Raw genomic sequence first — 19,393 nt, 5'->3', positions numbered from 1 at the left:
CGGGCGAGGCGGGCGGCTTTTCTTTTTCCGAATTCCTGAGAGGTGTATTCCATGCTCGACGACAGCCTGAAAGCCCAGTTGAAGTCCTATCTGGAGCGCGTGACCCAGCCGATCGAGATCGTGGCGGCGTTGGATGAGACGCCGGCCTCGCAGGAGATGCAGGGGCTGCTGCGCGACATCGAGTCCCTGTCGGAGCACATCACGCTGAAGCTGGACGCGGACCGCCAGGACGTTCGCCGTCCCTCCTTCAGCCTCCAGCGCGCCGGCACCGCCATGGACCTGCGTTTCGCCGCGACGCCGATGGGCCACGAGTTCACCTCGCTGGTGCTGGCCTTGCTGCAGGTGGGCGGGCATCCGCCGAAGATCGGCGAGGAGCTGATCGCCCAGGTCCAGGGCCTGCAGGGCGAGTTCCGCTTCGAGATTTTCATGTCGCTGACGTGCCACAACTGCCCGGACGTGGTGCAGGCGCTCAACCTGATGGCGGTGCTCAACCCGAACGTGCATGTCGTGACGATCGACGGCGCGCTGTTCCGCGAGGAGGTCGAGCGGCGCGAGATCATGGCCGTGCCGATGGTCTTCCTGAACGGCGAGCTGTTCGGCCAGGGCCGCATGGACCTTGAGGAGATCGTCGCCAAGCTCGACACAAACCGCGGCGCACGCGACGCCGAGGCCCTGTCGGCCAAGGCCCCCTATGACGTGCTGATCGTTGGCGGCGGGCCGGCCGGCGCGGCGGCCGCGGTCTACGCGGCACGCAAGGGCATCCGCACCGGCGTGCTGGCAGAACGTTTCGGCGGCCAGGTGATGGACACGCTGGGCATCGAGAACTACATCTCGGTGCTGGCGACCGACGGGCCCAAGTTCGCCCAGGCGCTGGAGTCGCACGCCCGCGCCTATGGCGTGGACATCATGAATCTGCAGCGCGGGGAGAAGCTGATCCCGCCGTCGCAGGCCGGTGAGCCGATCCAGGTGCAGCTGGCCAACGGCGGCGTCGTGCGCGGCCGCACGGTCATCCTGTCGACGGGCGCCCGCTGGCGCAACGTGAACGTGCCCGGCGAGCAGGAGTACCGCAACAAGGGCGTGGCCTACTGCCCGCACTGCGACGGCCCGCTTTTCAAGGGCAAGAAGGTGGCCGTGATCGGCGGAGGCAATTCCGGTGTGGAAGCCGCGATCGACCTGGCCGGCCTCGTCGAGCACGTGACCCTGATCGAGTTCGCCGACCAGCTGAAGGCCGACGCGGTGCTGGTGAAGAAGCTCCACAGCCTGCCGAACGTCACGGTGCACACCAACGCGCAGACCACCGAGATCAACGGCGACGGCAGCAAGGTCACCGGGCTCACCTTCAAGGACCGCGCGACCGAGGCGCTGCATCATGTACCGCTGGCCGGCGTTTTCGTCCAGATCGGCCTCGTGCCCAATACCGAATGGCTCAAGGGCAGCCTCGAGCTGTCGCGCTTCGGCGAGATCGTGGTCGATGCCAAGGGGCAGACCTCGGTACCGGGCGTTTTCGCGGCCGGCGATGCCACAACGGTGCCGTATAAGCAGATCGTGATCGCGGCCGGCGACGGTGCCAAGGCCGCCCTCAGCGCCTTCGACCACCTCATCCGGGGCTGAAGCGGCGGGCCGGCGCGGTCAGGCCGGGTCCTGCCCGGACCTGAGCTGCCGGCACTGCTGCCTGGATGAGGGCAGTCGGACGAACCGGTCCATCAGTTGCTGCGGAACCCGTTCGATGTCCTCGGTGAGGCCGGAGTGCGCGGGCGAGACTTGCAGTACAGCGCTGCGGGTGGCGACGAGGAAGTCGAAGCTCTGCCGCAGGCTGCGTGTCGGGTCGCGGCCGTTCTTGGCGCACTGCAGGCGCAGCCCTGCCAGCGCCGCTTCCAGCGTCTCGAGGTCGAGTGCCGGGTCGAGGGCACGCAGGCGCTCGCGATCGCACTCGTACTCGAGGGCCAGGAACTTGGCCTGCGGGCAGCAGACCACGGCGCCGACGTTCATGAACTCACCGCGTTCGACGCGAGGCACAACGCGCACGATTGCGTAGTCGTAGCGGAGTCGAAGCTTAGGCGAGGCGTTCATGAGCTTGCATCGCCTCCTCTGCAAAAGACCGCGGCGCTTGCAAGCGCTTGACAAAGTACTCGACGTAGTCGTCTCGGCTCGGCCCCATCGATTCTGCGCCCGTGGACGGCGCGAACCAGTCCTCCGGTACTTGCGCCACAACATCGTTGATGACACTGTAGCTCAGCTTGGCCGCCATCTCCTCGTCGACCTCCGGCAAGGCCTTGGCCATGGGCAGCAGCACATGCTCGGCCACCAGCGGGAAGCGGTCCTGCGCGCGTTCGACGATGGGGTGCGAACCGTGATGAAAGTACATCGCCGCGCCGTGATCGATGAGGTGCAGCTCCCGGTGCCAGACGAGCAGGTTGGTGTTGCGGCGAGTCCTGTCGAGATTGCTGACGAGCGCATCGAACCAGACGACCCGCGAGGCCAGCTTCGCGTCCACCTGATGGACGACGGGATCGAAGGCGAAGGCACCGGGCAGGTAGTCCAGAGCGAGGTTGATGCCGCCGCTGGCGCGCACCAACTCCTGGATCTCGGGGTCCGGCTCGGTGTCGGCAATCGCGGTGTTCAGCTCCGCAATCACGATCTCAGGCACAGGCAGGCCCAGCTCGCGGGCGATTTCGCCGGCGACCAGTTCTGCGACCAGCGCCTTGACCCCCTGACCTGCTCCCTTGAACTTGAGGACGTACATGCCGTCGTCGTCCGCTTCGACGACGGCCGGCATGGAGCCTCCCTCACGCAAAGGGGTCACGTAGCGCGTGACTTGGATCGATCTCATGTGCGCGGCTCTCCATCGCAAAGTACAAATCCCGGGCCGAGCCGCGGCACACGCGGTCGTGCATGCGCGGCTGGAACCCTCCGTCTCAACAGGGGCCTTGCTCCGACTCCGCGCCGCGGTGGCCGCGTCGCCGTGTCGTCACTCATCGGCTCGCTCTCCTCGGCTCGCTGCTTCGCGCAGCCGAGCACGGAAGTAGCTCCGCACGTCCTTGGCCCATGTGCGGGTGTGCTGGGCAAAACCATCCTCGTCCATTCGGTACAGCGCTCGCACGGCTTCCTCGAAACCCTCGAGGTTGCCCGCCACCGTTGACAGTGGCCCGTAGATGGCGTCCAGCATCTGCCTCGAACCGGCGCCCTCCCCGCGCATCGCCTGTTCCACCAGATGGCGAAGGACAGCGGAGGCGCCCTGCGCCTGCTCGTCCAACCAGGCCCAATGCCGAGGCAGCAAGGTCACCTCGCGGCCGATGACACCAAGCCGTGGACGCCCCCTGCCGGCCCGCTGAAGTTCATCGGACCGTCCCTCCTTGAGTCGGTCCTTCCTGGCCGACGTCGAGACGTGAATGCGTTGACCCGTGCGCTCGTCGAAGACGGCGAGCGGGTCGTCGGCGGCGGCAGCCGCTTCATTCGGGATGAGAGCCAACACCTCCTCCAGCGCCCCGTGCCCGAGCAGGCGCCGTCCGAGGAATACGACCACTGAAGCAGTACCCATGGCCGAATATTACCCGGATATAAATAAACCGTGAAGAGGCCCCTGTGGCGCGGGCAGCGAAACCTTGCCGCAGTGATGGAAGGGCTCTCGCCCCCGCTCCCAGGGGGGGCCGTCGTGTCGGTCAGGCGCGGACTACTTCCAGAATGGGGTCGCGGTGCCCGCGCATCTCCTGGGCGAGCGTCTTCTCGTCTCTACCTGCTTTTCGGCGTGGTGCCGACTTGCCGGCCAAGAACGTCGGCTCGTGCGTCCCGCACCAGCTGCAGGACCTCGGCGTGCAGCCGCGGTGCGCCCGCGACAACGGCGTACTCGCGCTCCAGACACTCCAGCGATGTTTCAAAGTGGAGCTCGTTCCCCTCGATGTCGGTATAACGACCGCCTGCTTCCTGCACGATCAGAGAGGGAGCCGCGACGTCCCACACCCGACAACTCCAGTTCAGCATGCCACCGATCCGCCCCTCACTGGTGAAGGCTGCGTCCAGCAGGCAATTCGTGGCCCGGATGTTGCGAGCGCCCTCCAGGAGCTTGCGCAGCACCAGGAGCTTTTCCTCTCCCTGCACACCCTCTCCAGGGCTGTCCATGCCGCAGGCCCACAGGACCTCGCGCAAGGAGTCGGCTTCGGACACCGTGATGGGATGCCCGTTTTTGGTGGCCCCCTCGCCTTTCGCCGCGATGTACAGATCCTCGCTCATCGGCAGGTACATGACGGCGAGATCCGGGCGACCCTTGTCGAGGTGAGCGAGCAGGATCCCGAACCATGGCAGGCCGGCCGCAAAGTTGGACGTGCCGTCAAGCGGATCCAGCACCCACAGATCCGACGCACTCCGCATGACGAGTCCGGACTCTTCCGCCAGGACCGAATGCTCGGGAAATGCCTGGTGGATGTGTGAGATCAGCAGGCGCTCGGAAGCGAGGTCCGCTTCGGTGACGACGTTGTGCTGATCGTGCTTGACCGCGGTTTGTACGGGAAGAGAAAAAGACTGCCGGAGCAGGCCGCCAGCATGTTTGCAGGCCTCTACGGCGACCTGAGTCAGGCGGTCGACACTCACTCTGCTGCCCCTTGATTCACGGACCTTTGCCGGGCTGGCCGGCGCGATAGCCCTCGATTCTGAACCCGTCATTTCAAACAGGCACCCAGCAAACCATGACAGTTGACCCCATTGACGAGGCGTGCAAGGAGCAGAACCCATGGCGTCCGGAAAGGCGCCGGGTTCCAGCCGGAACAGCAGGCTACTGGCCCGGACGCGCCCCCGCCGTCCCCGGCTTCGGCAGGGCCGTCGCTGCCGATACCAGCCTGGGCCAGAACGCCCGGCGGACTTCCGAGGCCCCTCTCAAGCTGGGCTCGATCGTCCTCGTGTACCAGCCGGGGTCGCCGGTGAGGAAGTGCGCGTGCAGGTCGACGAGGTGTCCGTACCGTGAGGCGAGTTCTGCCATCGTTTCATTCACACGGCGGTGATTGGCACGGGCGAGACGGGCGTCCGTCCCCAGAAAATTGCGGCTGTCGTCGTTGAAGGTCGGGTCGTACACCGTGCCCACCAACACCGGGCGTATCGGCAGCGCCTTGAGGAAGGCATTCAGCGAGTCGGCAAAACGCCGGATGCCCGGTCCGCGGTCGGCCGCCAGACCGCGCAGCAGGTCATTGCCGCCGATGGTCAGCAGGGCGGCCGACGGCCCGCCTGGCAAGACCGCGCGGACCTGGCCCGCCAGGTCCGCCACGGTGGCGCCGTCCCTGGCGCGATGCTCGAGCCGGGCCGGACCTGCGGACAGCAGGTCGCGTCCCTTGAAGTCGGGAAACAGCCGGTCGTCATTGCGGAGCAGCAAGCTCCCCGGGTGCAGCCCATGCGGGTTGTAGTGACCGCAGTCGAGGATGGAGTCGCCGAAGGTGTACAGCGTGAACGCCTCCGGCCCGTCGACATCGCGTTCTTTCGGCATCGCGATCGGCGTCAGCATCGCCGAGGCCAGCGCAGCCATCCATTGGCGGCGTTCGGGATCAGGCGCCACGGGTGAAGTCGGGCAAGCCGGGTGCGATGGGTTCGGGACCCCGCGCCGACGAGGAAGAGAACAGCTCGTCGCTGGGCACTCCCCCACCGGGCGCCGCGGTGCCGCCGACCGAGCGGCCGACGCCGCGTTCCTGCAGCCGCTCCGCGGGGTTGATCGACTCGGCGCCGAGTGAGGCCGTGTCGTCTCCGAACGCGGCGCCACCTCCCTCGGCCGGGAGCCCGGAACGCAGTGTCCCCATCGAAGCGCGCCGGTAGCGCGCCGCGGCGCTGTAGGCGGCGCCGGCGGCCGCACCTGCTGTGAGCAGCAATGCCAAGGTCTTCAGGTTCATAGGAGTCCAGATCGGTTGAAGAGTCACCCCGGCGCGGAGCGCCGGGCGGGCATTGCAGTCCAGCAATCGGTGCGCCCAAGCGTCAGCGCAGCTCGGCGATCGTGCCGGCGGCCGGGCCGTCGCGCAGCACCCAGCTCAGCTTGACGTGCTCGCCCGCCAGGTCGCCCGGCACAGCCCCCTCCATCTCAAAAGACACGCTCGAATGCGGGGCGATCTGCCCGCCGGCGCCGCTGCAGTTGAGCCGATAGCGGCTGTCCACGCTGCGCCCCTCGACATACAAGGACTGCTGGTAGCTCGGGCAGGGCGACAGGGGCAAGGCGGACCCGCTCTCGTTCGTCAGCGTGACCACGTAGCGCAGCGTCCCGCCGCGTGCCACGGCCGACGGAGCCTCCAGCCGTGCAGTGAGCGCGTCGAGCGTCGCCTGCGCCGGCGCGGCGGCGGCCGCGACGCGAGCGGCACGGCGGGGCTCGTCGACCACCTGCTCCACGTACAGGACAGTCGCCGCCCCGCACACGGTATCGAGGTGCACGCCGTCGACCATGAGCGCCCCGCCGCCCAGCGGCGTCAGCTCGATCTGCCGCGAGACGCGGCGCGACGGCCCGGCGGCCGCGTCGCAGGCGCCGGGCGCACCGACCAGGAGGACGGCGTCGTGGTCCTCCGACACTTCGATGCGCCGGCTGTCCTGCGCCGCCGCGGATTCAGCCTGTCGCGCCGCTTGCCGCTTGCCGTCGGACGCGACGAGCGCAAGCGCCGGCGCCCCGGACAGCGTGCACGTGCCGGGGCCGACCTTGCGGATGCGCAGCTCCTGCGTCGCGAAGCCGCGCCATGCGCCCTGCTGGCCGGCGCTGACCTTGATTTCGCCGGCGGAGCAAGGACGGTCGGCAACTGGCGATGCGGCTGCGGTCGTGACGGGATCGGACGCGGGCTGGTCGAGCCAAGGCACTCGGGCGGCGCCGGTCTGCGCCAGCGCGGCACCGGAGGCCGCAGTACACAGCAGGACGGCGGCCGCCAGAGCGTCGGCCGAGAAAGGAAAACGATGCTTCATGAAGGGACTCCTGGAAGACGGGGCGCGTGGCGGCAAGCCGCGCCTCAAGGCGCGATGCACGAGCTGTTGGGGAACAGGTGGCCGCCGGCGGCGGTCGGACCGTTGGCGCAATTGCTGTCGATGTTCAGGGTCACGCCGCCCCAGGTCTCGTTGTGGTCGCCCCGGTACTGCTTGAAGCGCTGGTTGTGGGTCCAGTGGCCGCCGCTGATGCACGACAGGTGCCAGGTCGAAGGGTCGCGATCCCAATCGGCGGCGTTGATGAACCTCGGCGGGCGAGCCATCGTGGCGAAGTCGGAGAGATAGGTCCCGCAGCCCGAACCATAGACGCCGGCGACCTGGGCCGGCGCCACGGCGAGCTGGTCGACCCAGCCCTGCATGAAGGACTTGACGGCCGCGCGGCAGCTGCTGTTGTTCGGGTAGGCCTCCATGTCGTAGGTAACGGGCGTGCCCTTCGCGGTGCCGAAGCCCAGCGCCTGGAGCGCTTTGTAGGCGCTGATCGCCTCGGCCTTGCCCTGCTGGTAAGCCGTGGTCTTGTTGTAGCTGATGCGGTGCCGGTAGCTCGTGCACGGTGCCTGAGGCCCGACCCAGATCAGCTCGTAGCGCCAGCCCTGCGCATAGGTCTTGTTCATCCAGTTGGCCGTCAGGTTGGGCTGCGAGCAGGCGCGCACGCTGCCGCCGATGTAGATGCCGATCCACGACCACGGCGTGTTCGTCCACCACTTCTGCATCGTCGAGATCGAGGGCGCGGTGCAGGCATCGAAGCCCTTGCCCTGCATGATGCCGTTGCCGGCCGGCACGGCGTAAGCCGCGCTGCCGCACAGCAACAGCGCGGCGGCAAGCGCGGAACGGGAACTCCGGATCGATCGCATCGGTTGTCTTCCTTTTCTTGAGGCGGGTGGGTGGCGCGCAGCCGTGTCGACGGCAAGCACGCGGGGCACGCGATGCGAGAGCGCGGTCGAGGACCGGACGGCCAATGGCGCGTCGCAAGGCACTGCGACCGTACCGTGCGCGAGGTCCGGGATGCTGCTACCGCCCGTAAGAGAACGTGCGCTTCATGCTGACCGTTCCAACGTACTCGCGTGGCGGCGGCATCGGTTGCCTCACGGCGCCGCTGCCCCACGAGCTCAATCATCGAAACAACTGTCTCGCTTTGAAGGGTCGGAACCTGTGCTTCGCTGTGTCCCTGGAGCGCCGCCGGCAAACGCGTCGCAAATATTGAAGTAGCGAATTATTTATCTTCGATATGCTGCAATTACGCGGCCGAGTGCTACCGACCGTGGCCAAGAGGATGGCAAGCGACACAGAGCGGGTCGAACGGGACGTCGCGTCAAGACCAACCCCTGCTCACGTCCGGTCCGGGTTGGCAGCCGAGGCCCCGTCACCCGCCACCGGCTGCGCAGGTGTCGCCGACTGCACCACCCACATGCCGACGACGATCAGCAGCACACCCGCCACCCGAGACCATGTGGCCGGCTTGGGCGTCAGCCCCATCAGCCCATGGTGGTCGATCAGCAACGAGGCCAGTACCTGGCCGGCAATCACGCAGACGATGAAGCCCGAGGCGCCAAGGCGCGGTGTCAGCACCAAGGCGGCGGTGATGTAGATGACTCCGGCGACGCCGCCCAGCCAGCTCCAGAGTGGCATCTGCGCCGCCTGAGCCAGCAGCGGTGCCTGGGCCCGCAGCCCCCACAGCGCGGGCAGGACCACCAGCAGGCTGACCATCAAGGAGGCAAACGCGGCCCACAAGGGATGTCCCAGCGCACGACCCAAGGCTGCATTGGCGCCAGCCTGGAACGGAACCAGTGCTCCAGCGAGCAGCGCTGCGCAGGCCATGCCGATGCCGGCAAGGGAAGAGGTAGGAGTCATACACGTCACCCATTGCTTTGCCACCAGTGTTTACTATCCTGATGACCCGTTCCAATTCGTAATCCAAAGGGCAGGCATTCGCATGACGAATAGTCTTCGTCGCATCGATCTGAACCTTCTGCTGACGCTCCACGCACTGCTGGCCGAAAAACATATCTCGCGGGCTGCCTTGCGCCTGCATCGAAGCCAGCCAGCGGTCAGTCATGCACTGGCCCACTTGCGCGACATCTTCGACGACCCTTTGCTGGTACGTCGATCGGGCAGGCTGGAACCGACCGCCCGGGCCCGGGAGCTCGAGCAACCCCTGACCGATGCGCTCAACCAGTTGGCGGCCTTGCTCGATCCGCCCGCATTCGAGCCCATGCGCACCGAACGGACCCTCCGCCTGGCGATGTCCGACTATGGCGCCCGCGTGGTCCTGCCCGGGTTGATCCGGGAAGTGCGTGCCAAGGCGCCCGGCATCGACCTGGTCGTCACCCAGGCCAGCCGTGAGGCCATGGCGACGGGAGTGATCGATGGCGAGATCGACTTGGCATTCGGGGTTTTCCCGTCCCCCTTACAAGAGCTGTGCCGGCAGACCTTGTTCAGCGAGTGTTTCGCGTGCTTGGCGGACGCCGCCAGCCTGCCGCAAGCCGGGCTGCTGGACCTGGAGGCCTGGCTCGCGCGGCCGCATGCGCTCGTCGCTGCTCGTGCCGGTGCGGACAGCGAGATCGACCGCACCCTGGCCGAACTGGGACTGCAACGCCGCATCAGCATCGTGTTGCCGCACTGGGGAGTGGCCAATGACGTGATCGCAGGAACCGATCTCATCCTGACCGTTGCCAGACGCAGCCTGGCGACGGTCGGTCAGGATTCACGCCTGCGGGTCTTCGAACCGCCCTTCTCCATCGAAGCCTTCGAGTTCCAGCAGATCTGGCATCCCCGACGCGACATCGATCCGGCGCACCGTTGGTTGCGCCAGACCGCGGCCCGCATCACGACGAGCGGCTGAGCCTGGGGTTGGAAGTTCGCGGAAGAGGTGTGGACGAAGGCTGAACGCAGGGCGGTTGCAGATCAATCCGCACGGATCGGCTCCCCCGCCGGGAGCCACCGCTCCACGAGCCGGACCCAGAACGTGGCGCCGACCGGAATCAGCGCATCGTTGAAGTCGTAAGAAGCGCTGTGCAAGGTGCAGGGACCGGGCCCGTGACCTTCCAGGCGGTGGTCTTCGGCGCCCTGGCCCGCCCCATTGCCGATCCAGAAGTAGGAGCCGGGCTTGAGCTTGAGGTAATAACCGAAATCCTCGCCGCCCAGGCTGAGTTCACGCAGATGGACGTTCTCGGGCCCCGCCAGATCGGTCATCAAGCGCCGCACGAACTCGGTTTCCTCGGCGTGGTTGTCCACCGAAGGGCAGTAGCCGCTCCACTCGACACTCCCGCTCAGCTCGAACGCCGCCGTGGTGTTCTGGACGATCACCGCCATCCGTTGCTTGACCCTGTCCAACACGTCGTCCCCCACACAACGCACCGTGCCCTGCAGGACGCAGCTCGACGGCAGGACATTGGTCGTCTCCCCTGCATGGATCATCGTCACCGAGATGACGCCCGGGTCGACCGGACGCATGTTGCGAGTGATGACGGTCTGGAAGGCCTGGACCATCTGGCAGGCAGCCGGGACAGGATCGAGCCCCAGGTGCGGCATGGCGGCGTGTGCGCTCCTGCCCTCGACGGTCACCTTGAAGTTGGTCAGTGCGGCGCCGGTGCCGAAACGAAAGGCGAAATGACCGATCGGCAGGTTGACCATGTTGTGAAAGCCGAAGATCGCATCCACCGGAAATCTTTCAAACAGGCCGTCCCGGATCATCGCCCGGGCACCGCCGCTGGTCTCCTCGGCCGGCTGAAACACCAGCACCACCTGGCCGTCGAACTGCGCTTCTTCCGCCAGCACCCGCGCGGCGCTCAGCAGCGTGGTGGTGTGACCGTCATGTCCGCAAGCGTGCATCCTGCCGGCGGACTGGCTGGCGTGGGCAAACCGGTTCAGCTCTTGGACCGGCAGCGCATCCATGTCGGCGCGCAGCGCAACGCCACGCTGAGACCGCCCCTTGCGGATGACGCCGACCACCCCCGTGCCACCCACCCCGCGATGGACTTCGACGCCCCAGCTTTCGAGGCGCCGGGCGACGATGTCCGCAGTGCGGTGCTCTTCGAATCCCAGCTCCGGGTGGGCGTGGATGTCGCGCCTCAGGCGTATGTTTTCCTCGGCATGAGTCCTGAGGCTTTCAATGATTTGCATGGCCCGCATCCTCGACGGAGATGGATAAAAACGGATATCGCATCGATGCGGCAGGGCCCGTCTTCATGACGTCTACGACCAGGGCATTCACAGACCGCTGCCCTCAGATTCGCCCCTCGGCCCGCGCCCGCCGGCGCCCCGCGCCATCGCCTGCAATATTCACAGGCACAGCAGACTGCACGGGTTCTCCTTCATGTGCAGCTGCAAATTTCTGCAGGTTGTTCAAGCGGCGAGGCTTTCCCGGGCGCTCCCGGGATACCCCTTGCGGCGTGGTTGCGGCCCGGTGCAGGCTGGCTCAGAAAGCGTCGCCGGGCACGCGCACCCAGCCTTCCATCAGCACGCGCGCGCTGCGGCTCATGATGGCCTTGGTCACCGTCCATTCACCGCCGACCTGGCGGGCTTGCGCGCCCACCCGCAGGGTGCCGGAAGGATGTCCGAAACGCACCGCCTCGCGTGCACCCCCGCCCGCAGCGAGATTCACCAGCGTGCCGGGAATCGCAGCGGCCGTGCCGATGGCGACCGCGGCGGTGCCCATCATCGCGTGGTGCAGCTTGCCCATCGAGAGCGCGCGCACCAGCAAGTCGACCTCGGCGGCGGCCACCCGCCTGCCGCTGGAGGCGACATAGTCCGCCGGCTTGGCGACGAAGGCGACCTTCGGCGTGTGCTGGCGCTGGGCGGCTTCATCCACATGCCGGATCAGGCCCATGCGCACCGCGCCGTGAGCCCGGATCGCCTCGAACAGGGCCAGCGCCTCGGGATCGCCGTTGATCGCCTCCTGCAGCTCGCAGCCGGTGTAGCCGATGGCTTCGGCGTTGACGAAGATCGTCGGGATGCCGGCATTGATCAGGGTGGCTTGCAGCCTACCGACACCTGGCACCTCGAGCTCATCGACAAGCTGGCCGGTCGGAAACATCGCGCCGCCCGCCCCCTTGTCCTCAGCAGCCGGGTCCATGAACTCAAGCTGCACTTCGGCAGCGGGAAAGGTCACGCCGTCGAGCTCGAAGTCGCCGGTTTCCTGCACCGCACCGCCGGTGATCGGCACGTGCGCGATGATGGTCTTGCCGATGTTGGCCTGCCAGATGCGCACCGTCGCCACGCCGTCTTTCGGGATGCGGCTGGCATCGACCAGGCCGCTGCTGATCGCGAACGAGCCGACGGCCGCCGAAAGATTGCCGCAATTGCCGCTCCAGTCGACGAACGCCTGCTCGATCGCCACCTGGCCGAACAGGTAGTCGACGTCGTGGTCCGGCTTCGCGCTTCTCGACAGGATGACGGTCTTGCTGGTGCTCGACGTCGCCCCGCCCATGCCGTCGATTTGCTTGCCGTAAGGGTCCGGGCTGCCGATGACACGCAGCAACAGCGCGTCGCGCGCCGGGCCCGGCACCTGTGCGCGTTCGGGCAGATCCTGCAAGCGGAAAAACACGCCCTTGCTGGTGCCGCCCCGCATGTAGGTGGCGGGGATCTTGATCTGGGGAAGAAAAGCCATGGATCAGGTCCTTGACGTTACGCGGCCTTCGACGATTCGAGGAAGTCCTGCGCGAAACGCTGCAGCACCCCGCCGGCCTCGTAGATCGATACTTCTTCGGCGGTATCCAGCCGGCAAGTCACCGGCACGTCGACGCGGTCGCCGTTCCTGCGGTGGATCACCAGCGTGAGATCGGTACGCGGCTTGCGCGTGCCGATCACGTCGAAGGTCTCGGTGCCGTCGATGCCCAGCGTCAAGCGGTTCACGCCCGGCTTGAACTCCAGCGGCAGCACCCCCATGCCGACCAGGTTGGTGCGGTGGATGCGCTCGAAGCCCTCGGCGACGATGGCTTCCACACCGGCGAGCCGCACCCCCTTGGCGGCCCAGTCGCGCGAGGAGCCCTGACCGTAGTCGGCACCGGCGATCACGATCAGCGGCTGCTTGCGCTCCATATAGGTCTCGATCGCCTCCCACATCCGGGTGACCCGGCCTTCGGGCTCGATGCGCGCGAGCGAACCGGCCACCACCTGGCCGTTCTCCAGCACCATCTCGTTTTTCAAGGTGGGATTGGCAAAGGTGGCGCGCTGCGCGGTGAGGTGATCGCCGCGGTGGGTGGCGTAGGAGTTGAAGTCCTCCTCCGGCAGGCCCATCTTCGCCAGGTACTCGCCAGCCGCGCTGTCCGGCAGGATGGCGTTCGAGGGCGACAGGTGATCGGTGGTGATGTTGTCTCCGAGCACCGCGAGCGGGCGCATGCCCTTGAGCGTGCGCGCGCCCGCCAGCGCGCCTTCCCAGTACGGCGGCCGGCGGATGTAGGTGCTTTGCGGCCGCCAGTCGTAGAGCGGACTCAAGGTGTCGCCACTCTCGACGCTGAGCTTGAACATCGGATCGTAGACCTGGCGGAACTGCTCCGGCTTCACGCTCGAGGCGACCAGGGCGTCGATCTCCTCGTCCGACGGCCAGATGTCCTTCAGCCGGACGGGATTCCCGCTTGCATCGCTGCCCAGCACGTCCTTCTCGATGTCGAAGCGGATGGTGCCGGCGATGGCGTAGGCGACCACCAGCGGCGGCGAGGCCAGGAAGGCCTGCTTGGCGTACGGGTGGATCCGGCCGTCGAAATTGCGGTTGCCGGACAGCACGGCCGTGGCGTACAGGTCGCGATCCACGATTTCCTTCTGGATCACGGGGTCCAGGGCGCCGGACATGCCATTGCAGGTGGTGCAGGCGAACGCCACGACGCCGAAGCCGAGCCGTTCCAGCTCCGGCATCAGCCCGGCTTCATCGAGGTACAGCGCGACGGCCTTCGACCCCGGCGCCAGCGAACTCTTGACCCAGGGCTTGCGGCTCAGGCCCAGCTTGTTCGCGTTGCGGGCCAGCAAGCCGGCGGCGATCATGTTGCGCGGGTTGTTGGTGTTGGTGCAGCTCGTGATCGCCGCGATGATGACGGCGCCGTCCGGCATCCGGCCCGGCTCGTTCTCGACCTTGCCGGCGATGCCGCGTGCAGCCAGCTCCGAGGTCGGCACCCGCTTGTGCGGATTGGACGGACCGGCCAGATTGCGCACCACCGTGGACAGGTCGAACCGGAGCACACGCTCGTACTCGGCCTGCTTCAGGCTGTCGGCCCAGAGGCCGGTGACCTTGGCATAGGTCTCCACCAGCTGGACCAGGCTGTCGTCGCGGCCCGTGAGCTTCAGGTAGTTGATAGTCTGCTCGTCGATGTAGAACATCGCCGCGGTCGCGCCGAACTCCGGCGCCATGTTGGAGATGGTGGCCCGGTCCCCCAAGGTCAGGGCCGACGCGCCCTCGCCGTAGAACTCAAGGTAGGCGGACACGACCTTTTCCTTGCGCAGGAACTCGGTCAGCGCCAGCACGACGTCGGTGGCGGTGATGCCCGGCCCCGGCCTGCCGGAGAGCTCCACACCGACGATGTCCGGCAGTCGCATCCAGGAGGCACGGCCCAGCATCACGGTTTCGGCTTCGAGACCGCCCACGCCGATCGCGATCACGCCCAGCGCGTCGACCATCGGCGTGTGGGAGTCGGTGCCGACCAGGGTGTCCGGGAAGGCCACACCGTCCTTCACCTGCACGACCGGCGACATGCGCTCGAGGTTGATCTGGTGGAGGATGCCGTTGCCCGGCGGGATCACGTCGACGTTCTTGAACGCCTTTTTGGTCCAGTTGATGAAATGGAAGCGGTCCTCGTTGCGGCGGTCTTCGATGGCGCGGTTCTTGGCGAATGCCTCCGGATCGAAGCCACCGCACTCCACCGCCAGCGAGTGGTCCACCACCAGCTGCGTCGGCACCACCGGATTGACCAGAGACGGGTCGCCGCCCTGGGCGGCGATCGCGTCCCGCAGCCCGGCGAGGTCGACCAGCGCGGTCTGGCCGAGGATGTCATGGCACACCACCCGGGCCGGGAACCACGGGAAGTCGAGATCGCGCTTGCGCTCGATCAGCTGCTTCAGCGAATCGGCCAGGGTCGCCGGATCGCAGCGGCGCACCAGGTTCTCCGCCAGCACGCGCGAGGTGTAGGGCAGCTTGTCGTAGGCGCCCGGCGTGATGGCGTCGACGGCGGCACGTGCATCGAAGTAGTCGAGCCGGGTGCCCGGAAGAGGTTTGCGGTTGGCGGTGTTCATCATGGTTGAGGAAACAACGGGGTCAGGATCCACCGGGGTCGCGGCCTTACGGGCGGTCCTTGATCGGCACGAAGCGGAGATCTTCCGGCCCGACGTAGTTCGCGGACGGGCGGATGATTTTGCCGTCGATGCGCTGCTCGATCACGTGGGCAGCCCAGCCGGATGTGCGGCTGATCACGAACAGGGGCGTGAACATCGCGGTCGGCACCCCCATCATGTGGTAACTCACCGCCGAGAACCAGTCGAGGTTGGGGAACATCTTCTTGATGTCCCACATCGTGCTTTCCAGCCGTTCGGCAATATTGAACATTTTCATGTTCTTCTGCTCGGCGCTGAGCTTGCGGGCCACTTCCTTGATGACCTTGTTGCGCGGGTCGCTCACGGTGTAGACGGGGTGGCCGAAGCCGATCACGACCTCCTTGTTCTCGACCCGGCGGCGGATGTCGGCCTCAGCCTCGTCGGGCGTCTCGTAGCGCTTCTGCACCTCGAAGGCCACCTCGTTGGCGCCGCCGTGCTTGGGACCACGCAGCGCGCCGATCGCGCCGGCGATGGCCGAGTACATGTCCGAGCCCGTGCCGGCGATGACACGGCCGGTGAAGGTGGAGGCGTTGAACTCGTGCTCGGCGTAGAGCACCAGCGAGGTGTGCATCGCCTGGACCCAGGCCTCGCTCGGCTTGCGGCCGTGCAGCAGGTGCAGGAAATGGCCGCCGATGGAGTCGTCGTCGGTCTCCACCTCGATGCGCCTGCCGTTGTGGCTCCAGTGGTACCAGTAGAGCAGCGCCGAGCCCAGGCTGGCCATCAGCTTGTCGGCGATGTCGCGCGCGCCGGGGTGGTTGTGGTCGTCCTTCTCCGGCGCGACGCAGCCGAGGGTGGAGACGGCGGTGCGCAGCACGTCCATCGGGTGGCTGGAGGCAGGCAGCTGCTCGAGCACGGTCTTCAGGGCCGCCGGCACGCCACGCAGGGACTGGAGCTTGGCCTTGTAGCTGGCGAGCTCGGCCTGGTTGGGCAGCTTGCCGTGCACCAGCAGATGGGCGATCTCTTCGAATTCGCAGGCGTCGGCGACATCGAGGATGTCGTAGCCGCGGTAATGCAAGTCGTTGCCGGTGCGGCCCACCGTGCACAGCGCGGTGTTGCCGGCGGCGGTGCCCGACAGGGCGACGGACTTCTTGGGCTTGAACGCGGGGGTTTCGGTCATGGTGTTCGTCTCCGGTGTCGTCTCACTTCTTGGCCGCGAACAGCGCGTCCAGGTGTTGTTCGTAGGCGTGGTAGCCGATGCGGTCGTACAGCTCCTCGCGGGTCTGCATCGTATCGAGCACGCCCTGTTGCGTGCCCTCGCGCCGGATCGCCTGGTAGACCGCTTCGGCGGCCTTGTTCATCGCGCGGAAGGCGCTCAGCGGATAGAGCACCATCGCGACGTTCACCGAGCGCAGCTCCTGCACGGTGAAGAGCGGGGTCTTGCCGAACTCGGTGATGTTGGCGAGCACCGGCACCTTCACGGCGTCGACGAAACGCCGGTAGGTGGGCAGGTCGTAGGCGGCCTCGGCGAAGATGCCGTCGGCGCCGGCCTCGACGCACTTCAAGGCGCGCTCGATGGCGGCATCCACACCCTCCACCGCGATCGCGTCGGTGCGGGCGATCAGGAAAAAGTCGGGATCGGTCTTGGCGTCGGCGGCGGCCTTGACGCGATCGGCCATCTCGGCGGCGGAGACGATTTCCTTGCCGGGCCGATGGCCGCAGCGTTTGGCGCCCACCTGGTCCTCGATGTGGCAGGCCGCGGCGCCGAACTTGATCAGGCTCTTGACGGTGCGCGCGATGTTGAACGCGCTGGGGCCGAAGCCCGTGTCGATGTCCACCATCAGGGGCAGATCGCAGACGTCGGTGATGCGGCGCACGTCGGTGAGCACATCGTCGAGGTTGTTGATGCCGAGGTCGGGCATGCCGAGGGAGCCGGCCGCGACGCCGCCGCCGGACAGGTAGATCGCCCGGTAGCCCGCTCGCTGGGCGAGCAGTGCGTGGTTGGCGTTGATCGCGCCGATCACCTGGAGCGGCGATTCGGCCTCGAGGGCAGCACGGAAGGCGGCGCCGGCACGGGTCATGGAAGTTCCTCGGTGTTCAAGAGAAGACACCTCGGCAGGCGCAAGGCACGTGCCAGCCGCGGATTCTCGCTCCGGGTGGATGCCAAGTGCTTGTCGGAATTCGCAAATCCGGACCTGCGGCAGGCGTGCCGGCAAGCAGCGTTGTTTCATTCATGAAACTTCCGTGTTCCAATTGGAAAACCATGGAACGCGTCACCAACCCCGCCCTCGTCCATCGGCAGCCCGGCATCGTGGCCGTCGGCCTGCACCGGCTCCGCAGCCTGCTGCGTGAACTCGCGCCCAGCTACGGCGACCGCGCCGCGGTGACGGTGCTCGACCTCGGTTTCGAGGAAGCCGTGCAGGCGATCGAGGCTTTGCGCCGCACCCAGCCGGTCGATGTGCTGGTTGCCGCGGGCTCCAACGGCGCCTTCCTGCGCCAGCACCTGGATATGCCGGTCGTGCTGGTGCGGGTCGGGGAGTTCGACGTGATGCGTGCGCTGGGCCGTGCGCGCGCGATCTCGTCGCGCATCGCGCTCGTCACCTATGGCGAGATCTCCGCCGAAGTGCAGCGCTTCAGCGAGCTGTTCCACCTGGGCATCGAGCAGCGCAGCTACCGGACCGAGCAGGAGGCCAGCGATGGCGTGCGCGAGCTGCGCGCCAAAGGCATCGAGGTGGTGGTCGCACCTGGCCTGGTGGCGGACCTGGCCGACCAGCTCGGCATGACCGGCGTTTTCCTCTATTCGCAGGACGCCGTGCGCGAAGCACTCGATGACGCGGTGGAGATCGCGCGCGTCGCCCGCATCGAGCTGAGCAAACGCGAGCGCCTCAACACCATCCTGGGCCAGTTGCGGGACGGCGTCGTCGCGGTCGACATGCAGGAGCGCATTGAGCTGTTGAATCCCTCCATGGCCAGGCTGCTCGATGCCGAAGCGGAGCCCCTGCTCGGCCGGCCCTTGAGCGAGGTCGCTCCCGAGCTGAGCCTGCGCGACACCTTGCGCGAGGCGCGGCCCGCGCTCGATGAAGCGCAGCGCTTCGGCACCCGCATGGTGGTCGTCAGCCGTCTGCCCATCGTCGAGCAGGGGGTGCAGACCGGCGCGGTCCTGACCTGCACGGACCCGGTCGCGATCGAGCGCATGGACCGCAGCCTGCGCACCCGGCAGCCGCGCCGGGCCGCCACCCGCTACCAGCTCGACCAGATCGTGGGCAGCAGCCCTGCCCTGCTCAAGACCAAGGCGCTCGCCGCACGCTGCGCTGCCGGTCACGCGACAGTGCTCATCATCGGCGAAAGCGGCACCGGCAAGGAGATGCTGGCGCAAGGCATCCACAATGCCGGGCCGCGACGACGCCAGCCTTTTATCGCCGTCAACTGCGCGGCCTTCCCGGAAGCCTTGCTCGAAAGCGAGCTGTTCGGTTACGAGGAAGGCGCTTTCACCGGTTCCCGGCGTGGCGGCAAGGCGGGACTGTTCGAGTCGGCCCACACCGGCACGATCTTTCTGGACGAAATCGGCGAGATGCCGCTGGCGCTGCAGACGCGGCTGCTGCGCGTGCTGCAGGAGCGTGAGGTTCAGCGCATCGGCGCCACCGAGCCGACGCCGATCGATGTGCGGGTCATTGCCGCCACCCACCGCAACCTGGCCGATGCCGTGGAAGCCGGCGAATTCCGGCGCGACCTCTACTACCGCCTGAACATCCTGCGGCTGGAAGTCCCGGCACTGCGTGAGCGGCTGGAGGACCTGCCTCTGCTGGTGGGCCACATGGTCGAGAGGCTGGCCTCCAGACCCGGCGGGCTGCCCCCCGCCATGACTCGTATGGTGGACGAGGTGCTGGCCCGCGGCCATCGCCATGCCTGGCCCGGCAATGTGCGCGAGCTGGACAACCTGATCGAGCGGCTTGCCGTCTACAGTGCGCAGGCTGAAGAGCCGGCGATGGCGCAACTGCGTCTGCGCGACCTGGCGCCGGAGCTGTACGGCGACGAAGAGCTGTCGCCCTCCGCGGGCTCACAGCCCGTGACGGCTCAGGACGCCGAACTGCAGCACATCGCCGCGGTGCTGCGCAGCTGCCAGGGCGATCGCGCCTTGGCCTGCGCCCGACTCGGCATCAGCCGCACCACGCTGTGGAGAAAGCTCAAGCAGCTTCGGCCCTGAGCGGTTGGAATCCCCTCAGGTTCGTATCCT

General features: G+C 67.2%; 17 protein-coding genes. 3 read left to right on the top strand and 14 right to left on the bottom strand.

Annotated elements, in window-relative coordinates; translation table 11 throughout:
- Nucleotides 1-51 precede the first annotated feature (51 nt).
- Entirely contained in the window at nucleotides 52-1,611 is a 1,560-nt protein-coding gene (ahpF, locus tag OOT46_RS16750) for an alkyl hydroperoxide reductase subunit F (protein WP_265404765.1), read from the top strand.
- Nucleotides 1,612-1,629: 18 nt separating this feature from the next.
- On the opposite strand, the gene OOT46_RS16745 is transcribed toward ahpF, so the two are convergent.
- From OOT46_RS16745 to OOT46_RS16705, 9 genes are all read right to left on the bottom strand, one after another.
- Entirely contained in the window at nucleotides 1,630-2,070 is a 441-nt protein-coding gene (locus OOT46_RS16745; protein WP_265404764.1) for a DUF3037 domain-containing protein, read from the bottom strand.
- The gene (locus tag OOT46_RS16740; RefSeq protein ID WP_265404763.1) at nucleotides 2,054-2,830 is read right to left on the bottom strand and encodes a HipA family kinase; all 777 of its coding nucleotides are present in this window, start codon (nucleotides 2,828-2,830) and stop codon (nucleotides 2,054-2,056) included. Before OOT46_RS16740 ends, OOT46_RS16745 begins: the two co-directional genes overlap by 17 nt.
- Nucleotides 2,831-2,968: 138 nt before the next feature.
- A complete protein-coding gene (locus OOT46_RS16735) occupies nucleotides 2,969-3,538 on the bottom strand; it encodes a DUF2239 family protein (RefSeq protein ID WP_265404762.1) in 570 nt (189 codons plus the stop codon).
- A gap of 191 nt (nucleotides 3,539-3,729) precedes the next feature.
- A complete protein-coding gene (locus tag OOT46_RS16730; RefSeq protein WP_265404761.1) occupies nucleotides 3,730-4,584 on the bottom strand; it encodes an inositol monophosphatase family protein in 855 nt (284 codons plus the stop codon).
- 181 nt (nucleotides 4,585-4,765) lie between these two features.
- The gene (locus tag OOT46_RS16725) at nucleotides 4,766-5,536 is read right to left on the bottom strand and encodes an SGNH/GDSL hydrolase family protein (RefSeq protein WP_265404760.1); all 771 of its coding nucleotides are present in this window, start codon (nucleotides 5,534-5,536) and stop codon (nucleotides 4,766-4,768) included.
- Entirely contained in the window at nucleotides 5,526-5,864 is a 339-nt protein-coding gene (locus OOT46_RS16720; RefSeq protein WP_265404759.1) for a hypothetical protein, read from the bottom strand. Before OOT46_RS16720 ends, OOT46_RS16725 begins: the two co-directional genes overlap by 11 nt.
- 82 nt (nucleotides 5,865-5,946) lie before the next feature.
- Nucleotides 5,947-6,909, bottom strand: a complete 963-nt coding sequence (locus tag OOT46_RS16715; RefSeq protein WP_265404758.1) for a DUF4232 domain-containing protein — start codon at nucleotides 6,907-6,909, stop codon at nucleotides 5,947-5,949.
- Nucleotides 6,910-6,953: 44 nt separating this feature from the next.
- On the bottom strand, nucleotides 6,954-7,778 hold the full coding sequence (locus OOT46_RS16710; protein WP_265404757.1) for a DUF1906 domain-containing protein: 825 nt from the start codon (nucleotides 7,776-7,778) through the stop codon (nucleotides 6,954-6,956).
- Between the two features lie 475 nt (nucleotides 7,779-8,253).
- Nucleotides 8,254-8,775, bottom strand: a complete 522-nt coding sequence (locus tag OOT46_RS16705; RefSeq protein ID WP_265404756.1) for a DMT family transporter — start codon at nucleotides 8,773-8,775, stop codon at nucleotides 8,254-8,256.
- 82 nt (nucleotides 8,776-8,857) lie between these two features.
- Here OOT46_RS16705 and OOT46_RS16700 point away from each other — a divergent pair, with 82 nt between their 5' ends.
- Nucleotides 8,858-9,766, top strand: a complete 909-nt coding sequence (locus OOT46_RS16700; protein WP_265404780.1) for a LysR substrate-binding domain-containing protein — start codon at nucleotides 8,858-8,860, stop codon at nucleotides 9,764-9,766.
- A 62-nt stretch (nucleotides 9,767-9,828) separates the two neighbouring features.
- On the opposite strand, the gene OOT46_RS16695 is transcribed toward OOT46_RS16700, so the two are convergent.
- The 5 genes from OOT46_RS16695 to prpB form a co-directional block, all read right to left on the bottom strand.
- Nucleotides 9,829-11,055 (bottom strand): amidohydrolase, encoded by a 1,227-nt coding sequence (locus OOT46_RS16695; protein WP_322114263.1) that lies wholly within the window; start codon nucleotides 11,053-11,055, stop codon nucleotides 9,829-9,831.
- A gap of 286 nt (nucleotides 11,056-11,341) precedes the next feature.
- Complete coding sequence (gene prpF / locus OOT46_RS16690) at nucleotides 11,342-12,532, bottom strand: 2-methylaconitate cis-trans isomerase PrpF (protein ID WP_265404755.1); 1,191 nt, start codon at nucleotides 12,530-12,532, stop codon at nucleotides 11,342-11,344.
- A gap of 17 nt (nucleotides 12,533-12,549) precedes the next feature.
- Nucleotides 12,550-15,144 (bottom strand): Fe/S-dependent 2-methylisocitrate dehydratase AcnD, encoded by a 2,595-nt coding sequence (acnD, locus tag OOT46_RS16685; protein ID WP_265404754.1) that lies wholly within the window; start codon nucleotides 15,142-15,144, stop codon nucleotides 12,550-12,552.
- 46 nt (nucleotides 15,145-15,190) lie between these two features.
- Entirely contained in the window at nucleotides 15,191-16,339 is a 1,149-nt protein-coding gene (prpC, locus tag OOT46_RS16680) for a 2-methylcitrate synthase (protein WP_265404753.1), read from the bottom strand.
- A gap of 22 nt (nucleotides 16,340-16,361) precedes the next feature.
- Entirely contained in the window at nucleotides 16,362-17,240 is an 879-nt protein-coding gene (prpB, locus tag OOT46_RS16675) for a methylisocitrate lyase (protein ID WP_265404752.1), read from the bottom strand.
- 182 nt (nucleotides 17,241-17,422) lie between these two features.
- On the opposite strand from prpB, the gene prpR reads away from it, so the two are divergent.
- Nucleotides 17,423-19,363, top strand: coding sequence for a propionate catabolism operon regulatory protein PrpR (gene prpR / locus OOT46_RS16670; RefSeq protein WP_265404751.1), 1,941 nt, complete (start codon nucleotides 17,423-17,425; stop codon nucleotides 19,361-19,363).
- The last annotated feature ends 30 nt before the right edge of the window (nucleotides 19,364-19,393 follow it).

Origin of the sequence: Aquabacterium sp. A7-Y, assembly GCF_026153205.1 — a bacterium.
Taxonomy (GTDB): Bacteria; Pseudomonadota; Gammaproteobacteria; order Burkholderiales; family Burkholderiaceae_C; genus Caldimonas.
The sequence above is the reverse complement of the archived record's forward strand: the minus strand, read 5'-3'. Positions and strand labels throughout refer to the sequence as shown.